15 protein-coding genes are annotated in these 19,783 nt (G+C 67.0%); 9 read left to right on the forward strand and 6 right to left on the reverse strand.

Translation table 11 applies throughout. The features are described 5' to 3' along the window. The 3 genes from VGF12_RS12960 to VGF12_RS12970 form a co-directional block, all read left to right on the forward strand. Positions 1 to 438, forward strand: a 438-nt coding sequence (locus VGF12_RS12960) for a hypothetical protein (RefSeq protein WP_331176449.1), incomplete at its 5' end; no start/stop codon positions are given. Further along, on the forward strand, positions 435 to 1,061 hold the full coding sequence (locus tag VGF12_RS12965; RefSeq protein WP_331176450.1) for a glutathione S-transferase: 627 nt from the start codon (positions 435 to 437) through the stop codon (positions 1,059 to 1,061). The genes VGF12_RS12960 and VGF12_RS12965, both read left to right, overlap by 4 nt. 5 nt (positions 1,062 to 1,066) lie before the next feature. Then, the gene (locus VGF12_RS12970) at positions 1,067 to 2,182 is read left to right on the forward strand and encodes a patatin-like phospholipase family protein (RefSeq protein WP_331176451.1); all 1,116 of its coding nucleotides are present in this window, start codon (positions 1,067 to 1,069) and stop codon (positions 2,180 to 2,182) included. On the opposite strand, the gene VGF12_RS12975 is transcribed toward VGF12_RS12970, so the two are convergent. From VGF12_RS12975 to VGF12_RS12995, 5 genes are read right to left on the reverse strand one after another with little or no spacing between them, the layout of a single operon-like run. Further along, positions 2,179 to 2,694, reverse strand: coding sequence for a DUF1697 domain-containing protein (locus VGF12_RS12975; RefSeq protein WP_331176452.1), 516 nt, complete (start codon positions 2,692 to 2,694; stop codon positions 2,179 to 2,181). The genes VGF12_RS12970 and VGF12_RS12975 overlap by 4 nt on opposite strands. Continuing rightward, complete coding sequence (locus VGF12_RS12980) at positions 2,694 to 4,682, reverse strand: M3 family metallopeptidase (protein ID WP_331176453.1); 1,989 nt, start codon at positions 4,680 to 4,682, stop codon at positions 2,694 to 2,696. Before VGF12_RS12980 ends, VGF12_RS12975 begins: the two co-directional genes overlap by 1 nt. 2 nt (positions 4,683 to 4,684) lie before the next feature. After that, on the reverse strand, positions 4,685 to 5,545 hold the full coding sequence (gene folD, locus VGF12_RS12985) for a bifunctional methylenetetrahydrofolate dehydrogenase/methenyltetrahydrofolate cyclohydrolase FolD (protein WP_331176454.1): 861 nt from the start codon (positions 5,543 to 5,545) through the stop codon (positions 4,685 to 4,687). Between the two features lie 59 nt (positions 5,546 to 5,604). Then, the gene (locus tag VGF12_RS12990; protein WP_088483486.1) at positions 5,605 to 6,228 is read right to left on the reverse strand and encodes a response regulator transcription factor; all 624 of its coding nucleotides are present in this window, start codon (positions 6,226 to 6,228) and stop codon (positions 5,605 to 5,607) included. Then, complete coding sequence (locus VGF12_RS12995) at positions 6,225 to 8,816, reverse strand: PAS domain S-box protein (protein ID WP_331176455.1); 2,592 nt, start codon at positions 8,814 to 8,816, stop codon at positions 6,225 to 6,227. The genes VGF12_RS12990 and VGF12_RS12995 overlap by 4 nt, the downstream gene beginning before the upstream one ends. 186 nt (positions 8,817 to 9,002) lie before the next feature. Here VGF12_RS12995 and aceE point away from each other — a divergent pair, with 186 nt between their 5' ends. From aceE to VGF12_RS13015, 4 genes are read left to right on the forward strand one after another with little or no spacing between them, the layout of a single operon-like run. Then, on the forward strand, positions 9,003 to 11,714 hold the full coding sequence (gene aceE / locus VGF12_RS13000) for a pyruvate dehydrogenase (acetyl-transferring), homodimeric type (RefSeq protein WP_331176456.1): 2,712 nt from the start codon (positions 9,003 to 9,005) through the stop codon (positions 11,712 to 11,714). A gap of 18 nt (positions 11,715 to 11,732) precedes the next feature. Further along, on the forward strand, positions 11,733 to 13,400 hold the full coding sequence (aceF, locus tag VGF12_RS13005) for a dihydrolipoyllysine-residue acetyltransferase (protein ID WP_331176457.1): 1,668 nt from the start codon (positions 11,733 to 11,735) through the stop codon (positions 13,398 to 13,400). A gap of 15 nt (positions 13,401 to 13,415) precedes the next feature. Then, on the forward strand, positions 13,416 to 15,215 hold the full coding sequence (lpdA, locus tag VGF12_RS13010; protein ID WP_331176458.1) for a dihydrolipoyl dehydrogenase: 1,800 nt from the start codon (positions 13,416 to 13,418) through the stop codon (positions 15,213 to 15,215). Positions 15,216 to 15,220: 5 nt separating this feature from the next. Further along, positions 15,221 to 16,093 carry a BPSS1187 family protein gene (locus tag VGF12_RS13015; protein WP_331176459.1) on the forward strand — a complete coding sequence of 291 codons (873 nt, stop codon included), beginning with the start codon at positions 15,221 to 15,223 and terminating at the stop codon, positions 16,091 to 16,093. Here VGF12_RS13015 and VGF12_RS13020 read toward each other — a convergent pair. After that, positions 16,090 to 16,749 (reverse strand): helix-turn-helix domain-containing protein, encoded by a 660-nt coding sequence (locus VGF12_RS13020; RefSeq protein ID WP_331176460.1) that lies wholly within the window; start codon positions 16,747 to 16,749, stop codon positions 16,090 to 16,092. The two genes, VGF12_RS13015 and VGF12_RS13020, sit on opposite strands and share 4 nt — an antisense overlap. Positions 16,750 to 16,950: 201 nt before the next feature. On the opposite strand from VGF12_RS13020, the gene VGF12_RS13025 reads away from it, so the two are divergent. After that, the gene (locus VGF12_RS13025) at positions 16,951 to 18,495 is read left to right on the forward strand and encodes a methyl-accepting chemotaxis protein (protein ID WP_331176461.1); all 1,545 of its coding nucleotides are present in this window, start codon (positions 16,951 to 16,953) and stop codon (positions 18,493 to 18,495) included. 179 nt (positions 18,496 to 18,674) lie between these two features. After that, the gene (locus VGF12_RS13030) at positions 18,675 to 19,742 is read left to right on the forward strand and encodes a hypothetical protein (protein ID WP_331176462.1); all 1,068 of its coding nucleotides are present in this window, start codon (positions 18,675 to 18,677) and stop codon (positions 19,740 to 19,742) included. Positions 19,743 to 19,783: the final 41 nt, after the last annotated feature.

Here is a 19,783-nt window from a genome sequence, read left to right on the forward strand (position 1 = left end):
TGCGCGTTGTTGGCTGCCGCCACGGTGTTCGGGCTGTTCGAACAGTTTGGCATCTTCCGCGGCGAGGCCAAGCCGGAAAGGGAACTGATTGCCGCCGTGGACCTGCGCATCGGCAATCCGGCCGGGGCTGCCGAGCGCGGCGAGGCCCGGGCCCGGAGCGACATCGAGGCCGGCCTGCTGCAGCTGCAGGCGGCGGGCACCGAAAAGATGGATGCCGCCAAGGCCCGGCAACTGAAGCAGCGCTACGCCGTCACCTGGGTTCGCAAGGCCGAGAAGGCCTCGCCGCTCACGCAGGCCTTCGCGGACGCCTACAACCGTGTGATGTTGGCCGAGATCGAGCGCCGCCATGGCCGGGAGCTGGTGGACGAGCTGGTGCGCGGCGAGCATGGCGGTCTCGTCGGGCCGCAGAAGCCGGGGATGCAGGAGAAGGCGTCATGAAGCTCATCGGCATGCTGGATTCCCCCTTCGTGCGTCGCGTCGCGATTTCGATGCGACTGCTGGGCCTGCCCTTCGAACATGGGGCCATTTCGGTGTTCCGCGGCTTCGATGCGTTCCAGAGCATCAATCCCGTCGTCAAGGCGCCCACGTTGATTTGCGACGACGGCAGCGTTTTGATGGATTCGACTCTGATGCTTGTTTACGCGGAGGCCCTGGCCGGCCGCAGCCTGATGCCCAGTGCGCCGACCGAACTGGTGCGTGAACTGCGCCTCATCGGGCTGGCGCTCGCGGCCTGCGAGAAGACAGCCCAGATCGTCTACGAACGCGGCCTGCGCCCTGCAGAGAAGCGCCACCAGCCTTGGGTGGAGCGTGTCACCGGCCAGCTGAACGCGGCCTATCGCGAGCTGGACGACGAGCTGCGCGGGGCGATGCTGGATGCGAGCGAGGCGAACCTGCGCCAGTCCGGCATCACCGTCGGCGTGGCCTGGACCTTCACGCAATGCCTGCTGCCTGAGGTCGTGCCGGCGGACGGCTTCCCGCAACTCGTCGCGCACGCGTTGGCCGTGGAGTCCCTGCCGGTCTTCCAGGCCATCCCCTGCGACGATGGTGTGCAGCTGAGCTGATGGCCATGCCCGCGCAGGCCCCTCAGACCGTCTACGTCTTCCAGGGCGGTGGCGCTTTGGGTGCTTACCAGGCGGGCGTCGTCGAAGCGCTGGAGTCGGCCGACCTGCAGCCGGACTGGCTGGTCGGCACGTCCATCGGCGCGATCAATGCGGCGCTGATCGCCGGTAACGCGCCGGCCGACCGCCTCACGGCATTGCGCCAATTCTGGGATCGCGTCACGCGGCCGGGCTTGGCGGCGCACCTGCCGGTCAATCCGTTTACGGCGCTCTGGCAGCAAGGGTTGCAGACATGGCAGACGCTGACCACGGGCATTCCTGGCTTCTTCAAGCCGCGGGGCCCGCAGGCCTGGGACATGAACCGTCGCGCACCGCTGGCTGAACTTGGCTTCTACGACACCGCGCCGTTGGCGGCGACGCTGCGTGAGCTGGTGGACTTCGACCGTATCGCCCGGGCCGAGACGCGGCTGACGCTCTGCGCCGTGAACGTGCGCAGCGGCGAGCTGGCCTTGTTCGACAACCGCGACAGCCACATCCGCATCGGCCCCGAACATGTGATGGCCAGCGGCGCGCTGCCGCCCGGCTTCGCGCCCGTCGTCATCGGCCACGAGGCCTACTGGGACGGCGGCATCTACTCCAACACGCCGCTGGACGTGGTGCTGGACGACAGCGAGCGCCGCGACTCGCTGTGCTTCATGGTCGACCTGTGGGACGCCAGTGAGGCCGCCCCGCACACGATGGCGCAGGCGCTGACGCGCTACAAGGACATCCAGTACGCCAGCCGCATCTGCGAGCATCTGGACGACCACGAGCGCATGCAGAATCTGCGCCGCGCGCTGCGTCTCGTCGGCCGCAGGCTGGATGCCGCGACCGCGGCGGAGCCTTCCGTGAAGCAACTGCTGGCCATGGGCTGCGACGCGCACATCGACGTCGTCCACCTCGTCATGCGCGCGCTCCCGGGTGAGGACTCCTGGCGCGACATCGACTTCAGCGATGCGCGCCTGCGCGCACGCTGGGCGGCCGGCCTGACGGACGGCCGCCGCATGCTGGCCCGGGCGCCGTGGCAGGAGCCCGCGCGCCACGGCGTGGGCATGCGCGTGCACACGCTGGACGATCCAGCCTAGGCCTTCGCCAGCGCGTCCAGCTTCTGGACGGTTGCCCAGTTGCGGGTCGTGCCGCGCTCTCCGAGCCTCTTCAGCAGCGCCACGGCGGCCTTGCTCTCGAGGATGCCGTTGCCGCACCACAGCCAGGCTGCGTCGGCTGTGACGACGAAGCTCTCGCCGCTGGCGGCCACAATGTCGGCTGCGGTCTGCAGGGCCTCGACGTCCGCGGTGATGGCCACGAGCAGGCGGCTCGGGTCATCAGCCTCAGCGACGGGCTGCGCGGCAGCGATGGCGGCCCACTCGGAAGCCGTCTTCAGGATGACGGCCGCATCAACGCCAAGTTTGTCGAGGACGGCGCCACGTATCCGGTCGGCATCCAGCTTTCTCTTCGCATCGAAGACGGCATTGCCGCTGTTCAGCAGCGTCGTGACATCCGTCGCTCCCAGTTCGGCGAGCACGACCTTGAGGTCGGCCATCGCAAGGCGCTTGGCCTTGCCGACGTTGATGCCGCGCCAGAGGGCGACGTAGCGCATCAGCTCATCCCTTGATGACGCAGCAGCGCATCGATCTTCGGCTCGCGGCCGCGGAAGGCCTTGAAGTTGACGATGGCATCGCGCGCGCCGCCCTGCTCCAGGACCTCGGTGAGGAATCGCTTGCCGGTGGCAGCGTTGAAAACGCCTTCCTCTTCAAAGGCGCTCCAGGCGTCGGCGCTGAGCAGCTCCGCCCACTTGTAGCTGTAGTAGCCGGCCGCATAGCCGCCCGCGAAGATGTGCGAGAAGCTGTGCTGGAAGCGGTTGAAGCTGGGCGGGACCAGCACGGCGACCTCGGCGCGGACCTCGTCCAGCAGCTTTTGCACGTCGCTTTCAGAGCCCGGCTCGCCATGCAGCCGCATGTCGAACAGCGCGAACTCGATCTGGCGCAGCGTCATCAGCCCGCTCTGGAAATTCTTGGCGGCGATCATCTTGTCGAACAGGTCGCGGGGCAGGGGTTCGCCGCTGTCGACCTGGCCGCTGAGCTGCTGCAGCACATCCCATTCCCAGCAGAAGTTCTCCATGAACTGGCTGGGCAGTTCGACGGCGTCCCACTCGACGCCGGAAATGCCGGACACGCCCAGGTCGTTGACCTGCGTCAGCATGTGGTGCAGGCCGTGGCCGAACTCGTGGAAGAGGGTGATGACGTCGTCGTGGGTCAGCAGGGCCGGCTTGTCTCCCACTGGGCTGGCGAAGTTGCAGGTCAGCAGCGCCACGGGCGTCTGCTGATCACCGGTGGGCTTCAGCCAGCGGCTGCGCACCTCATCCATCCAGGCGCCGGGACGCTTGCCGTTGCGCGCGTAGAGGTCGAGGTAGAACTGCGCGATCAGTTGGCCGCCGCGGCGCATCTCGTAGAACTTGACGGTCTCGTGCCAGACGGATGACCGGGCTTCGGAGATGGCCACATCGAACAGGCGCTCGATGATGGAAAACAGGCCGGCGACGACCTTGGGCGCCGTGAAGTACTGCTTGACGGTCTGGTCGCTGAAGGCGTAGCGGGCCTCCTTGAGCTTCTCGCTCCAGTAGGAGACGTCCCAGGATTCCAGCGGCTGGCCCTTGGCGAAGTCGCGCAGTTCTGCGAGGTCTTTCTCGGCAAAGGGCCGCGCGCGTGCCGCCAGGTCACGCAGGAAGGCGACCACTTCGGCGGGCGAGTTGGCCATCTTGGGCGCCAGCGACACATCGGCGAAGCTGGCGTAGCCCAGCAGGCGGGCCTCTTCCTGGCGCAGTGCGACGATTTCGCGCATGGCGGCCGTGTTGTCCCACTCTGGCTTGCCGGCCTCGCTGGCGCGGGTCACGTACGCGCGGTAGAGCTTCTCGCGAAGCTCGCGGCTCTCGGCGTACTGCATGACGGGGAGGTAGACCGGGAAGTGCAGCGTGAGCTTGTGGCCGCCGTCGTCGAGCTTGGTGGCATCCAGCACGTCCGGCGGCACGCCGGCAAGTTCCTCGGTCGAAGCCACGTAGCTCCAGCCGTCGGTGGCATCCAGCACATGCTCGCTGAACTGCTGCTGCAGTTCAGCGCTGCGCTCCTGGATCGCGGCGTAACGCTCGCGGGCCGCGCCTTGCAGCTCGGCGCCGGAAAGCACGAAGTTGCGGATGGCGTGCTTGAGCACCTGCTGGCGCGGCGCGCTCAAGGTCTTGCCCTGCGCGGCCACGACGGCCTTGTACTTGGCAAACAGTGCCTCGTTCGCGCCCATCGCCGTGCTGAACTCGGTGACGGCCGGCAGCATCGCGTTGTAGGCCTCGCGCAGCGCCGGTGTGTCGGCCACCGCGTTCAGGTGCCCGACGGCACCCCAGGCGGCGCCCAGGCGCTCGGTGGCGGCGTCCAGGATGCGCGAGAGCGCGTCATAGTCGGCCGGCGTCGTGGGCTTGACGGCGTCGTCGAGTGCCGCCTGCGCGGCGGCCAGCAGCTCAGTGATGGCCGGCTGCACATGCTCGGGCTGGATGGCCGCGAATTCGGGCAGGGCGGCGGTGGACAGCAGGGGATTCGTCATGATCAGGCGGACTTGAGGCTGCGTTCCGCGGATTCAAGCGTGTTGACCAGCAGCATGGCAATGGTCATAGGACCCACGCCACCGGGCACCGGAGTGATATAGCCGGCGACTTCCTTCACGCCGTCGAAGTCCACGTCGCCGCAAAGCTTGCCTTCATCGTTGCGGTTCATGCCCACGTCGATGACGACGGCGCCGGGCTTGACCATGTCGGCCGTCAGCACGTTTCGCTTGCCGACAGCGGCGACGATGACGTCGGCCTGGCGGGTCATCGCGCCCAGGTCGGCGGTGCCGCTGTGGCAGACGGTGACCGTGGCGTTGGCGGCCAGCAGCATCAGGGCCATGGGCTTGCCGACGATGTTGCTGCGGCCGATGACGACTGCGTGCTTGCCTTTGAGGTTGCCCATGCCAATGCTCTCCAGCATCTTCATGCAGCCGTAGGGTGTGCAGGCCTTGAAACCAGGCTCGCCCACCATCAGCGCGCCGGCGCTGGCGACGTGGAAGCCATCGACGTCCTTGGCCGGGGAGATGGCTTCGATGACCTTGTGGTCGTCGATGTGCTTGGGCAGCGGCAGCTGGACGAGGATGCCGTGGATGCTGGGGTCGTTGTTCAGCGCGTCGACGCGGGCCAGCAGCTCGGCCTCGGTCATGGAGGCGTCGTACTTCTCCAGGCGCGAGTGGATGCCGGCCTCCTCACAGGCCTTGACCTTGTTGCGCACATAGACCTGGCTGGCCGGGTTGTCGCCCACGAGGACGACGGCAAGGCCGGGCTGCCTGCCCTGGGCAGTCAGTGCAGCGGCGCGGGTGGCGGCCTCGACGCGCAGTTGCTTGGAAAGGGCGAGGCCGTCGATCAGTTGGGCGGTCATGTTTTCAACTCCAGAAATGCAAAGAGGCCGCAATGCGGCCTCTGGGGAACGTCGTCGGGTCAGGCCTTCGCCGTTGCGCCGAGGGCGATCTTCAGCAGATCGGCCACGGTGTTGGCGTTGAGCTTCTCCATGATGTTGGCGCGGTGGGCTTCGACCGTCTTGATGCTGATGCCGAGGTCGTCGGCGATTTGCTTGTTCAGCCGCCCGGCCACGATGCGCTCGAGCACCTGGGCCTCGCGCGTCGTGAGCCGCGCCAGCAGGGCGTCGCGGCTGGCGGCTTCTTGGTGGCTGGAGAAGGCGTCGCGGGCCTGGTCGAGCATGCGCTCCACCAGTGCCAGCAGCTCCTCTTCCTTGAAGGGCTTCTCGATGAAGTCCATCGCCCCCTTCTTCATCGTCTGCACCGCCATGGGTACGTCGCCGTGGCCGGTGATGAAGACGATGGGCAGCGGGCTCTTGCGCTCGATGAGGCGGTCCTGGAGTTCCAGGCCCGTCATCCCATCCATGCGGATGTCGGCGATTAGGCAGGCGACCTCGCGGGGGTCGTAGCGGGCCAGGAAGGATTCGGCCGAGTCAAAGCACTTGACCCGGTAGTCCTTGCCTTCGAGCAGCCATTGCAGGGAGTCGCGAACAGCCTCGTCATCATCGACGACGTAGACATTGCCCTTCTTCGGGATCAAGCTCATGGTGCAGTGGGTTCGGTTCTCTGAGCGCTGCCGGAAGCGTCTGGCACGGTGTCCTGACGCAGTTGTTCTGAGGTGATGGTGACCGGTATCGTGAAGGCGAATCGGCAACCAACGACCAAGGAGCCATTGTAGAGGTTCTCGGCTTTTATCCGGCCCTGATGCGACTCGACGATAGACCGGCATAACCCTAATCCGATGCCGAGGCCGTCGGCCTTGGTCGAGAAGAAGGCCTCATACATGCGGGCCAGCACCTCATCGGGCAAACCCGGCCCCATGTCGGTCACGGAAAACTCGATGTGGCCGCCCAGTTCGGCGCTGTGCTTGGGCACGATGCGCAACTCGATGTGCCGGCGTGAGGTCGGGAGCGAGGCGTTGTCGATGGCCTCGGCGGCGTTCTTCAGCAGGTTCATCAGCACCTGCTCGATGAGGATGGGGTCCACCATCAGCTGTGGCAGGCGCTGGGCCACATAGGTGTGGATGGCCACGTTGCGGCGGCGCAGTTCGATGCCGGCCAGTTCCACCGCGTCCTCGACGATGTCGGCCGCGTGGGCCGGCTGGCGCTGCGGCTCGCTGCGTTTCACGAAGTTGCGGATGCGGTGAATGATCTGGCCGGCGCGCTCCGCCTGCTTGGCGGTCTTGGTCAGCGCGGCCAGCAGCGCGTCCTTGTCGATGCTGTCGTTGCGCACGCGGCTGACCATGCCGTTGCAGTAGTTGGTGATGGCGGTCAGTGGCTGGTTCAGTTCATGGGCAACGCTGGAGGCCATCTCGCCCATGGTCATCAGCCGGCTGGTCACCTGGGCCTTATCTGCCTGCAGCGCGGCCTGGGCCTCGGCGTGACGGCGCATGGTGATGTCGGTGGCGATCAACATCTGAGCCAGGCGCCCGTCGGTCCATTGCAGATAGCGCGCACGCACGTCGAACCACATGGCCAGGGACTCGACGTAGACCTCGCGCGGGTCGGAGCCCATGTCGGTCAGGGCTTCGGCGGGCAGGCCGGAGTAGTCGTCGACCTCGTCGGAGGAATCCGTCAGGCCGCGGCGACTGGTCGTGCCCACGAGCTGGCCGCCGGCCAGCAGCGCATGGCCGGCCGGGTCGGCGCCGAACCAGAGCCGGTAGCTGCGGTTGGCGAATAGCAGCTCCGGTGGGTTGACCGACAACACCGAGACGGCGGCGTCCAGCCCCTCCAGCACGGTGGTGAAGCGCTCGTGCGAGGCCGAGAGCTGGTCGCGCACGCGCTTGGCCTCGGTGATGTTGGTCATCGAGGTCATCCAGCCGGTCTGCTTGCCCTTGGTGTCCACCAGGGGTGACACATAGACGCGGGCGTCGAACTGGCTGCCGTCCTTGCGCTGGATCTTGACCTCCACGCCGCCGGAGGGGCTGCGGCCCTGCAGCTCCTGTTGCAGGGCGCGGGCGTTGTCCTCGCGGCGGTCACTGGGCCAGAACGGGTAGGGCGGCGTGCGGCCCACGAGGTCGGTCTCCAGGAAGCCGGTCATCGCGCAGAAGGCCGGGTTCACGTAGGTGATGCGCGTGTCCATGTCCATGGCGCGCATGCCGGTCAGCATGGAGTTCTCCATGGCGCGGCGGAAGTTTGTCTCCAGCGTCAGCGCGTTCTGGATCTGAGTGCGGCGGCGCATGTGTCGCCAGGTGCCCAGCAGCATCCAGACCGTCATCCCGGCCAGTGCCAGGACCAGCCAGAACAGCGCGTTGTTGATGAGGCCGATGGAGGTGCGCCAGCCCTGGCCGCGCAGCACCAGGCCGTTGAGTGCGGGTGCCAGCGGCACGTCGTGCAGCAGTGCGGCGCGACGCAGCATCTGCCCCGGCATGGGCGTGACGGTGCTGGCGACCACCTGGTCGCGCGGCACGTCCAGCACGGCGATGCTGTGGCGCGTCGCCACTTCGCTGGGCACGTAGTAGCGCAGCAGCGACTCCACGGTGTACTCGGCGATCAGCACGCCGGCGAAACCGCCCCGGTCGATCAGCGGGATGTGGAGCTGGAAGACGATGGCGCCATTGGTGTCGGGGAACGGGGACGAATAGACCGGCTGGCGGCGCTCCTTGGCGGCCTCGAAGGCGATCGCCGGTGCATTGGACTGGTTGGGCATCGGCATGGACGGGTCACTGCCGTCTGCCGACATCAGCCCGTCGGCCTGGAAGCCCGCCGCGCCGACGCTGCTGCGGCGTTCGCGCTTGGCGCTGAGCCAGGTCACATGCGTGAGCTCGGGGCGCTCGCGTGCGAAAGCCTGGGCCTGCGCGGAGAATTCGTGGGCATCGATCTGGCGCGTGACAACCTCGCGCGCAATGCGCACCAACTGCTCCTGGTTCTCGATGAGGCGCAGGCGAATCTGCTGCTGGGCGATCTCGGTGTCGCGCTTGACGGACTCGGTCTCGCGCTCGATTTCTTCGTTGCGCAGATACCAGAAGGCCGAAATGATGGCCGCCAGGAACAGCAGCACGGAGATCAGGGGCCCCAGCGTGGCCAGGCGGTCCTGGCGGGACGGCGACTGCCGGAACCACCAACTGGTGACCAGGCGGCGCAGCGTCGCGATCCAGCGCTGACTGCGGTTGGGCGGAGCGGAGGCAGGGGGCATGGCGCAAATTATCCGGGCCGGCATTGCCGCCCAGAATTTCACAATAAGAAATCGATTCGCACAATTTGGGAATTCGGGCGGGCTTGTGAGACACTCCGCCGGCCCGGGGGTCGCAGTCCGGGTAGACCCCTGTCAGAAACTCAGTCCGCCGCCCGCCAGAGGCGCGCCAGATATAGGAGACCGGCCATGTCCGCCCAGCCGAAAGACATTCCAGGCGCCGCATTGAATGACGCCGACCCGCAGGAAACCAAGGAGTGGCTGGATGCGCTGTCCGCCGTCATCGACCGTGAAGGCGCCGAGCGTGCGCACTTCCTGATCGAGGAGATCCTGGAGCACGCCCGCCAGCACAGCATCGACCTGCCGTTCTCGGCCACGACCGGCTACGTCAACACCATCGAGGCAGACCAGGAAGCCCGCTGCCCCGGCAACATCCAGATCGAGAAGCGCCTGCGCGCCTACATGCGCTGGAACGCCATGGCCATGGTCGTGCGCGCCAACCGGCTGGACCCTGCCGACGGCGGCGACCTGGGCGGCCACATCGGCTCGTTTGCGTCAGTGGCCAGCATGTTTGGCGCCGGCTTCAACCATTTCTGGCACGCGGCCAGCGAGGACCATGGCGGCGACTGCCTCTATATCCAGGGCCACAGCGCGCCCGGCATCTACGCCCGCGCCTTCCTGGAAGGCCGGCTGACCGAGGAGCAGCTCGACAACTTCCGCCAGGAAGTCGACGGCCAGGGGCTGTCGAGCTACCCGCACCCGAAGCTGATGCCCAACTTCTGGCAGTTCCCCACCGTCAGCATGGGCCTGGGCCCGCTGATGGCGATCTACCAGGCGCGCTTCCTCAAGTACCTGCACGCTCGCGGCATCGCCAACACCGAGAACCGCAAGGTCTGGGTGTTCTGCGGCGACGGCGAGATGGACGAGCCGGAAAGCCTCGGCGCGATCGGCCTGGCCGCGCGCGAGAACCTCGACAACCTGGTGTTCGTCGTCAACTGCAACCTGCAGCGGCTGGACGGCCCGGTGCGTGGCAACGGCAAGATCATCCAGGAGCTCGAGGGCGAGTTCCGCGGCAGCGGTTGGAACGTCATCAAGCTGATCTGGGGCAAGGGCTGGGACGAGCTGCTCGCCCGTGACAAGAGCGGCAAGCTCAAGCAGCTGATGATGGAGACGCTGGACGGCGACTACCAGGTCATGAAGGCCAAGGACGGCGCCCATGTCCGCGAGCACTTCTTCGGCAAGTACCCCGAGACGGCCAAGCTCGTCGCCCACATGAGCGATGAGGAGATCTTCGAGCTGCGCCGCGGCGGCCACGAGCCCGAGAAGGTCTATGCCGCCTTCCACAAGGCCCACAACAACACGACGGGCCAGCCGACCGTGCTGCTGGTCAAGACCGTCAAGGGCTACGGCATGGGCAAGGCCGGCGAAGGCAAGAACACCGTCCACCAGACCAAGAAGCTGACGGACGACGACATCAGGTACATCCGCGACCGGTTCAACATCCCGGTGCCGGACAGCGAGCTGCCCAAGATCCCGTACTACAAGCCGGCCGAAGACACGCCGGAGATGCGCTACCTGCACGAGCGCCGCCAGGCCCTGGGGGGCTACCTGCCCAGCCGCCGTGCCAAGGCCGAGGAGCATTTCAAGGCGCCTGACCTGGCCACCTTCCAGGCCGTCCTGGATCCGACCGCCGAAGGCCGCGAGATCTCGACGACGCAGGCCTATGTTCGCTTTCTGACGCAGTTGCTGCGCGACAAGGAGATCGGCCCGCGCGTCGTGCCCATCCTCGTTGACGAGGCGCGTACCTTCGGTATGGAAGGCCTGTTCCGCCAGATCGGCATCTACAACCCCAAGGGGCAGCTGTACACGCCGGTCGACAAGGATCAGGTCATGTACTACCGCGAGGACAAGGCCGGCCAGATCCTGCAGGAAGGCATCAACGAAGCGGGCGGCATGGCCAGTTGGATCGCCGCGGCGACGTCGTACTCGACGAACAACCGCGTGATGATCCCGTTCTACGTCTACTACTCGATGTTTGGCTTCCAGCGCATCGGCGACCTGGCCTGGGCGGCGGGCGACATGCAGGCCCGCGGCTTCCTGCTGGGCGGCACGTCGGGTCGCACGACGCTGAACGGCGAAGGTCTTCAGCACGAGGACGGCCACAGCCACATCCTCGCGGGCACGATCCCCAACTGCGTGTCCTATGACCCGACCTTCGCGCACGAAGTCGCCGTCATCATGCAGCGCGGCCTCAAGCGCATGGTCGAGGACCAGGAGAACGTCTTCTACTACATCACCCTGCTCAACGAGAACTACCCGATGCCGGGCCTGAAGGCCGGCACCGAGGAGCAGATCCTCAAGGGCATGTACCTGCTTGAAGAGGCCGATGCAAGCAAGCCCGTCAGCGTCAACCTGCTGGGCTCGGGCACCATCCTGCGCGAGAGCCAGGTCGCCAAGATGCTGCTGGAGGAAGACTGGGGCGTGGGCGCCAACGTGTGGAGCTGCCCGAGCTTCAACGAACTGGCTCGCGACGGCCAGAACGCCGAGCGCTGGAACCTCCTGCACCCGACCGAGCTCGCCTGCGTGCCCTTCGTGACGCAACAGCTTGGCCAGACCAAGGGGCCGGTCATCGCGTCCACCGACTACATGAAGAACTACGCGGAACAGATTCGCGCCTTCATCCCGAGCGGCCGCACGTACAAGGTGCTGGGCACCGATGGCTTCGGCCGCAGCGACTTCCGCTCCAAGCTGCGCCAGCACTTCGAGGTCAACCGCCACTACATCGTCGTCGCCGCGCTGAAGGCGCTGGCCGACGAAGGTGCAGTGCCCGTCGCGCGCGTGGCCGAGGCCATCGCCAAGTACGGCATTGACGTGAACAAGATCAACCCGCTGTACGCCTAAGCCACCGGGAGACAAGACATGGCATTGGTTGAAGTCAAGGTTCCCGACATCGGCGATTTCGACGAGGTCGGCGTCATCGAAGTGCTCGTCAAGGTCGGCGACACCGTTAAGGTCGAGCAGAGCCTCGTGACCGTGGAGAGCGACAAGGCGTCGATGGAGATCCCGTCGTCGCAGGCCGGCGTCGTCAAGGAGATCAAGGTCGCCGTGGGCGACAAGGTCAAGCAAGGCAGCGTGCTGGTGGTCGTCGAAGGCGAGGGTGCTGCTGCCCCCGCGCCTGCCGCTCCGGCACCGGCCGTGTCCAAGCCGGCACCGGCACCGGCACCTGCTGCGGCCGAACCTGCTGCGCCCGCATCGGCGGCTGCGCAGGGGGGCTCCGTCACCATCGAAGTGCCGGACATCGGTGACTTCGACGAGGTGGCCGTCATAGAGCTGCTCGTGAAGGTGGGCGACACCGTCAAGGTTGAGCAGAGCCTGATCACGGTCGAGAGCGACAAGGCCTCCATGGAGATTCCGTCGTCGACGGCGGGCGTCGTCGAGGAACTGCTGGTCAAGGTGGGTGACAAGGTCAGCAAGGGCTCGCCCCTGGCCCGCGTGAAGGCAGTCGGCGGTGCTGCTGCCGCACCCGCTCCCGCTCCGGCCTCCGCGGCGGTTGCCCCTGCAGCAGCGGCGCCCGTCGCCGCGGCAGCGCCGGCGGCAGCACCTGCCGCTGCCGTGCTGCCCGCGCACCAGCCGACCTCCCCCACGGGTCAGCTGCCCCACGCCTCGCCCAGCATCCGCAAGCTGGCACGCGAGCTGGGCGTGCCGCTGGCTGAAGTGAAGGGCACTGGCGCTAAGGGGCGCATCACCGAGACCGACGTGCAAGGCTTCGTCAAGGCCGTCATGAGCGGCTCTGTGCAGACGGCCTCGCAGAAGGCAGCCGCGCCCGCGGGCGGCTCTGCGGCCGGCGGTGCTGGCCTCAACCTGCTGGCCTGGCCCAAGGTGGACTTCGAGAAGTTCGGTGCGGTGGAGCGCAAGGAGCTGTCCCGCATCAAGAAGATCTCGGGTGCCAACCTGCATCGCAACTGGGTCGTCATCCCGCACGTGACGAACCACGACGATGCGGACATCACCGAGCTCGAAGCCTTCCGCGTGCAGTTGAACAGGGAGAACGAGAAGGCCGGCATCAAGGTCACGATGCTCGCCTTCATGATCAAGGCGGCCGTCGCGGCGCTGAAGAAGTTCCCCGAGTTCAACAGTTCGCTGGACGGCGACACGCTGGTGCTGAAGAACTATTTCCACATCGGCTTCGCGGCGGACACACCCAACGGTCTTGTCGTGCCTGTCATCAAGGACGCCGACAAGAAGGGCATCTTCCAGATCAGCCAGGAGATGTCCGAGCTGGCCAAGAAGGCCCGCGACGGCAAGCTGGGCCCGGCCGACATGAGCGGCGGCTGCTTTTCGATCTCGTCGCTGGGCGGCATCGGGGGCAAGTACTTCACGCCCATCATCAACGCGCCGGAAGTGGCCATCATGGGTGTCTGCAAGAGTTCGATGGAGCCAGTCTGGGATGGCAAGGCCTTCGTGCCGCGCCTGATCCTGCCGCTGTCGCTGAGCTGGGATCACCGCGTCATCGACGGCGCGGCTGCCGCACGCTTCAACGTCTACTTCGCGTCGCTGCTGTCCGACTTCCGTCGGATCGCGCTGTGATCGGGAGTCGAACTCATGGCACTCATTGAAGTTCAAGTTCCCGACATCGGCGACTTCGACGAAGTCGGCGTCATCGAGGTGCTGGTCAAGGCTGGCGACACGATCAAGGTCGAGCAGAGCCTGATCACCGTCGAGAGCGACAAGGCCTCGATGGAGATTCCGTCGTCGGCCGCCGGCGTTGTGAAAGAGCTGAAGGTCAAGGTCGGCGACAAGGTCGGCAAGGGCTCGGTCGTGCTGACGCTGGAGTCCGAAGGTGCTGCTGCACCCGCCCCGGCTCCCGCGGCGCCTGCGCCGGCTCCGGTGGCTGCGGTGCCCGTACCAGCGCCCGCTGCCGCGACCTACTCCGGCAGTGCGGACCAGGCCTTCGACGTCGTCGTCCTGGGCGGTGGCCCCGGCGGGTATTCGGCCGCGTTTCGCTCCGCCGACCTCGGCCTCAAGGTCGCCATCGTCGAGCGCTACGCGACGCTGGGTGGCGTCTGCCTGAACGTGGGCTGCATCCCGTCCAAGGCCCTGCTGCACGTCGCGGCGGTCATGGACGAGGTCAGCCACATGGCCGACCTGGGCGTGGCCTTCGGTGCACCCACCGTCGACATTGACAAGCTGCGCGCGCACAAGAACAAGGTCACCGGCAAGCTGACCGGCGGTCTCGCGGCCATGGCCAAGATGCGCAAGGTGACGGTGCTGCGCGGCGTCGGTTCGCTGCTGGATGCGCAACACCTTAAGGTCGAGGCCACGGAAGGTGCGGTCGGACAAGCCAAGACCGGCGCGACGCAGACTGTGGCGTTCAAGCGCCTCATCATTGCGGCCGGTTCGCAGGCCGTGCGCCTGCCGTTCCTGCCGGCCGACCCCCGCATCGTCGATTCGACCGGTGCGCTGGAGATGGGCGTCAAGCCCGAGAAGATGCTCATCGTGGGCGGCGGCATCATCGGCCTTGAGATGGGCACGGTGTACTCCACCCTCGGCGCGCGCCTGGATGTCGTCGAGATGCTGCCCACGCTGATGACCGGCGCGGACCGCGACCTCGTCAAGGTCTGGCAGAAGTTCAACCAGGGCCGCTTCGACAACATCATGTTGAACACGAAGACGGTCGCTGCCGAAGCCAAGCCCGATGGCATCTACGTGACGTTTGAAGGCGAGGGAGCCCCCAAGGAGCCCCAGCGTTACGACCTGGTGCTGCAGGCGGTGGGCCGCACGCCCAATGGCAAGAAGATCGGCGCCGAAAACGCTGGCGTCATCGTTGGCGACCGCGGTTTCATCCCAGTCGACGTGCAGATGCGTACCAACGTTGCCAACATCTTCGCCATCGGTGACATCGTCGGTCAGCCGATGCTGGCCCACAAGGCGGTGCACGAAGGCCATGTAGCGGCGGAAGTGTGCGCCGGCGAGCTGCTGGGCGACGACAAGCTCAAGAAGTCGCAGTTCGATGCCCGCGTGATTCCGAGCGTGGCTTACACCGACCCCGAGGTCGCGTGGGTGGGCATGACCGAGGACGAGGCCAAGGCCAAGGGCATCAAGATCACCAAGGGACTGTTCCCCTGGACGGCCTCGGGCCGTGCGATCGCCAATGGCCGCGACGAGGGCTTCACCAAGCTGATCTTCGACGAGGAAAGCCACCGCATCATCGGCGGCGGTATCGTCGGCACGCATGCCGGCGACATGATCGGCGAGATCGCGCTGGCCATCGAGATGGGGGCTGATGCCGTGGATATCGGCAAGACCATTCACCCGCATCCGACGCTGGGTGAGTCGCTGGGCATGGCCGCGGAAGTGGCGCACGGCTCCTGCACCGACGTCCCCCCGGTCCGGCGCAAGTAGGCGCCATGCGCCGGCCGGGAGCGGTCGCGCTGCTGGGCCTTGCCGCGTTTGCGGCAGCGGCCCAGCAGCCTGTCACGTGGTCCATCGCTCCCCATGCAACTGACGCGAGACTGGCGGCTGGAGAGCCGGCACATTGGGTCGCCTACGACCCGGCCACGGCCGGGCCTTTGCTGGTGTGGCTGCCTGGCACTGGTGGCCAGCCCGAGCGCGGTCCCAAGGCCCTCTTCGCCGAGGTGCTGGGTGAGGGCTACCGGCTCGTGGCGCTGTCCTACCACGACACACCGGCCGTGGCCCAGGTCTGCACGCCCGCGCGGCTGCGCATGCAGCCGGCATGTGCTGCGCAGTTCCGCCAGCAGCGTGCCTGGGGTGACCAGTCCGGTGCGCCGGTGGATGACCGGCCCGAAGACGCCATCGTGCCGCGCCTCTCACAGCTGCTGCGCCACCTGGCCGGGCAGGACCCGGCGGGCCATTGGCAGGGCTACCTGGACGGCAACGAGCCGCGTTGGAGCCGCATCGTGCTGATGGGCCAATCGCAGGGCGGTGGCATGGCGGCTTTCATCGCGCAGACCCGCGCGGTGGCGGGCGTGGTGGTGTTCTCCGGCGGCTGGGACCATGGCGCCAATGGTGACATCGCCGCTTGGTACCGACGTCGTAGCGTCACGCCGCTCGAGCGCTGGCAGGCCACCTACAACGCGCAGGAGCCTCAAGCCGGCACGCTGGAACGCATCTACCGCACCCTGGGCATCCCGGCCGCGCAGGTGCATGTGCTGGACCTGCCGGTCGTCACCCGCCTGCCCCACACCGATGGCGTGGGCAATGCGGCCTACGCGCCCCTGTGGCGCGAGATGTTGAATGCGGTCAAGCCGCAGCAGCCCTAGCTGGCCAGGGTTTTCACGATGCCGTGCAGGCTATCGGCAATCACCCGTTCGCGAAGTTGCATGCGTTCCGGCAGCGGGTACCGTGGCATGCCCAGCACCACCAGCAAGTAGCCAACCAGCTTGATCAGAGACAGCGCCGAGGCTTCGGCCAACCGGACCTCGCTGGGCTCGGTGGTGCCGGCGCAGGCAGCCACACGCTCCCGCTCCAGCTGGATCAGCTGACGGTAGACCGGCTGGTCCTTCATCGGCACAGCCTCCTTGCCGTCGCCCTGGGGCGTCGACATGTAGATCATGCGGAACTGCTCCGGACGGGCCTCCCAAAAGGCCAGGAAGCTGCGCAGGTGCCCCTCCATCACCTTCAACGGCGCGCGCCGACCCATCGAGGCGGCCAGCAGCTCAGCCAGCAGCGCTTCGAAGACTTCAAGCCACAGCCCCTCCAGCAGCGCCTGCTTGTTGGGGAAATAGCTGTAGAGCGCCATCGTCGACAGGCCGGCGTCCTGGGCAAGTCGCCGCATGGACAGCGCGGCCGGGCCCTCGGCGTCGTGGATCCCACGCGCCAGTTCCAGCAGTTTTAGCTTCAACTGCGCCATCTCGGCCGGGCCACGGCGGACTCGGGGTTTGGCGACAGCCGCCGGAGGCGGCGTTCTGGTCGTCATGTCTCCTCCCTTGCGTTGCATGCCGCCTCGTGAGCGGGATGTCGTTGATGTACGTCAACGGTTCCAGTCTCCCACGTTAAATACGCACGCGGCGCTCTGCCTCTAGGTTCTGGTGAATACCGTACGCGTACAACAATCTGAGAAGCCAGACATGCGAAGTCCTTGCATGTCGGATTCCGCCTGCCACGTCCAAGACCTCCCATGCAATTCCTTACCCGCATTTCCGTCGGCGCCAAGCTGGGCCTGGCCTTCCTCACGGTGCTGCTGATCACGGTCATCCTGGGCTCGCTGGCCATCTTCCAGCTGGGCCGCGTCAACGACACCGCCAGCGACATGGGCGACAACTACCTGCCCTCGGTGCGGGAGCTGCAGGAAGTCGCAAAGCAGGCCACCCGCTACCGGACCAGCGAGTACCGCGTGGCGCTGTCCGATCCGGCCGAGCGCAAGGCGGCGGTGGAGTCGTCGCAGAAGTACCTGCAGTTGATGGAGGAGCACCTGGCGATCTACGAGAAACTGCCGACCACACCCGAAGAGTCGGCCATGCTGAAGCGGTTCAAGGAGAGCTGGGGCGCCTACCTGGAGAACAGCCGGACCTTCAAGGCCGCTGCGCTTGCGGACGACGAGGCCCGGGCGAAGACGCTGCTGGTCGGGGACGGCCTTGCCAAGTTCAATGCCACCATCCAGGACATCGACGCGCTGGTCGAGCTGAACGGCAAGAACTCGGAGATCGCCAATGAGCTCGGCGACCGGATCTACGCCAACAGCCGCAACCTGATCATCGGCATGACCGTGGTGGCGGTGTTGCTCGGCGCGGCGTTGGCGTGGAGCATCACGCGACAGATCACGCGGCCGCTGGCGGCCTCCGTGGAGCTGGCCGAGGCCGTCGCGAGCGGGGACCTGACGCGCAGCCTGCGTGTCGTCGGTGGGGACGAGCTGGCGCAGCTGCAAAGCGCGCTGCTGCGCATGGTCGGCCAGTTGAAGAACGTCGTCAGCCAGGTGCGCGAGGGCGTGGACTCGGTGTCCAGTGCCGCTTCGCAGATCGCAACCGGCAACCATGACCTGTCGGCCCGCACCGAGCAGACCGCATCCAACCTCGAAGAGACCGCATCCAGCATGGAAGAGCTGACCGGCGCCGTGGGCCAGTCGGCGGACACCGCCCGCCAGGCCAACCAGTTGGCCAGCACGGCGGCCGAGGCAGCAGCCCGGGGTGGCAAGGTGGTCGGCGCGGTGGTGCAGCGCATGGATGAGATCAGCGATTCTTCGCGCAAGATCTCCGACATCATTGGCACCATCGACGGCATCGCCTTCCAGACCAACATCCTTGCGCTGAACGCGGCCGTGGAGGCCGCCCGTGCCGGAGAGCAGGGTCGCGGCTTCGCGGTAGTCGCTGGCGAGGTGCGCACGCTGGCCCAGCGCAGCGCCGAGGCGGCGAAGGAAATCAAGACGCTGATTGGCCGCTCGGTCGAGACCGTCGAGGCCGGGGCAGCCGATGTGGCCGAGGCCGGGCAGTCCATGGAAGAGATCGTCGCGAGCGTGCGCCGCGTCACGGATCTGATGGCCGAGATCGCGGCCGCCGCGGTCGAGCAGCGCGACGGCATCGCCCAGGTCAACCAAGCCGTCGCCAACCTTGACCAGATGACGCAGCAGAACGCCGCGCTGGTCGAGGAGTCGACGGCGGCCTCGTCCTCGCTGAGCGACCAGGCCCAGAATCTGGCCGAGGTGGTGGCGGTCTTCAAGATCGCCTGAGACCGGGCCGGCCTGGGTCGCCGCAGGCGGCAGGACAGGGCTTCGAGGCAGGGCAGACTTTTGTCATGCGCCGGGTTTTCCCGCCGTGACTTGTCGCAGCCCGGGCGGATTGGCGTGCTAATGGGGTCAAAGGAACCCCCAGCATGAAGGTCCGCCCCAACCGTCGACAGGTCCTACAAATGAGCACCGCCCTGCTTCCCGGCGCCGCCCTCGCGGCCACCACTCCTCCCAAGCGCATCCTTGTCCTCGGCGGCACCGGCTTCCTCGGCCCGGCCATCGTGGAGGCGGCCCGTTCGCGAGGTCACACGCTGACCCTCTTCAACCGGGGCCGAACGCGCCCCGGGCTGTTCCCTGACATCGAGAAGCGCCAGGGCGACCGCGATCCACTCAAGGGCGAGGGCCTCAAATCGCTGGAGAGCGGCGAATGGGACGCCGTGATCGACGACTCGGGCTTCTATCCGCGCATGGTGGGTGCGTCGGCCAGCCTGCTGGCGCCACGGGTCAAGCACTACATCTACATCTCCAGCGTCAGCGCCTACCGCGAGCCCGCCCCGGTCAATGGCGACGAGGAGGCGCCGCTGGCAGTGCTGACCGACCCCCAGGTCGAGGACATGGGCAAGGGCTTCGAGAACTACGGTGGGCTCAAGGCCGCCTGCGAAGCCGCAGCCGAAGCGGCGCTTCCCGGGCGTACGGCCGTCGTGCGGCCCGGCTTCATCGTCGGTCCCGACGATCCCAGCGGCCGTTTCACCTATTGGCCGGCGCGTTTCGACAGGGGCGGCGAGGTGGCCGTGCCCGGCGCGCCGAGCGACCCGCTGCAGCTCATCGATGTCCGCGATCTTGCCGAATGGCTGGTGCTACTGGTCGAGAACGGCACCACGGGCCGCTTCAACGCCCTCGGGCCCGCCCAGCCCATGAGCTGGGGGCGCGTCATCGCCGCCTGCCAGAAGGCCACGCCCACGGGCGGGAGCGTCACCTGGATTCCTGGTGAGTTTGTCGCCCGGCAGGAAGGCATCAGCTTCCCGATCTGGGTGCCCCACCAGGGTGACACCCGGGGCTTCCACACCTGGCAGAACCGGCGCGCCGTGCAGGCCGGCCTGCGCTTCCGCCCCGTCGAGCAGACGGTGGCCGATACGCTGGCCTGGTACCAGGGGCAGCTCCAGGAAAAGGAAGGACGCACGCGTCTGGCTTTCTCGCCCGAGCAGGAGGCCGAGGTACTCAAACGCTGGAAGGCCACGAGCCCGGGCTGACGCACAGGCCTGCCCGGTGCGCTCTTCGGGCTAACGCTGGG

This window comes from Roseateles sp. (genome assembly GCF_036404855.1).
GTDB lineage: Bacteria > Pseudomonadota > Gammaproteobacteria > Burkholderiales > Burkholderiaceae_C > Pelomonas.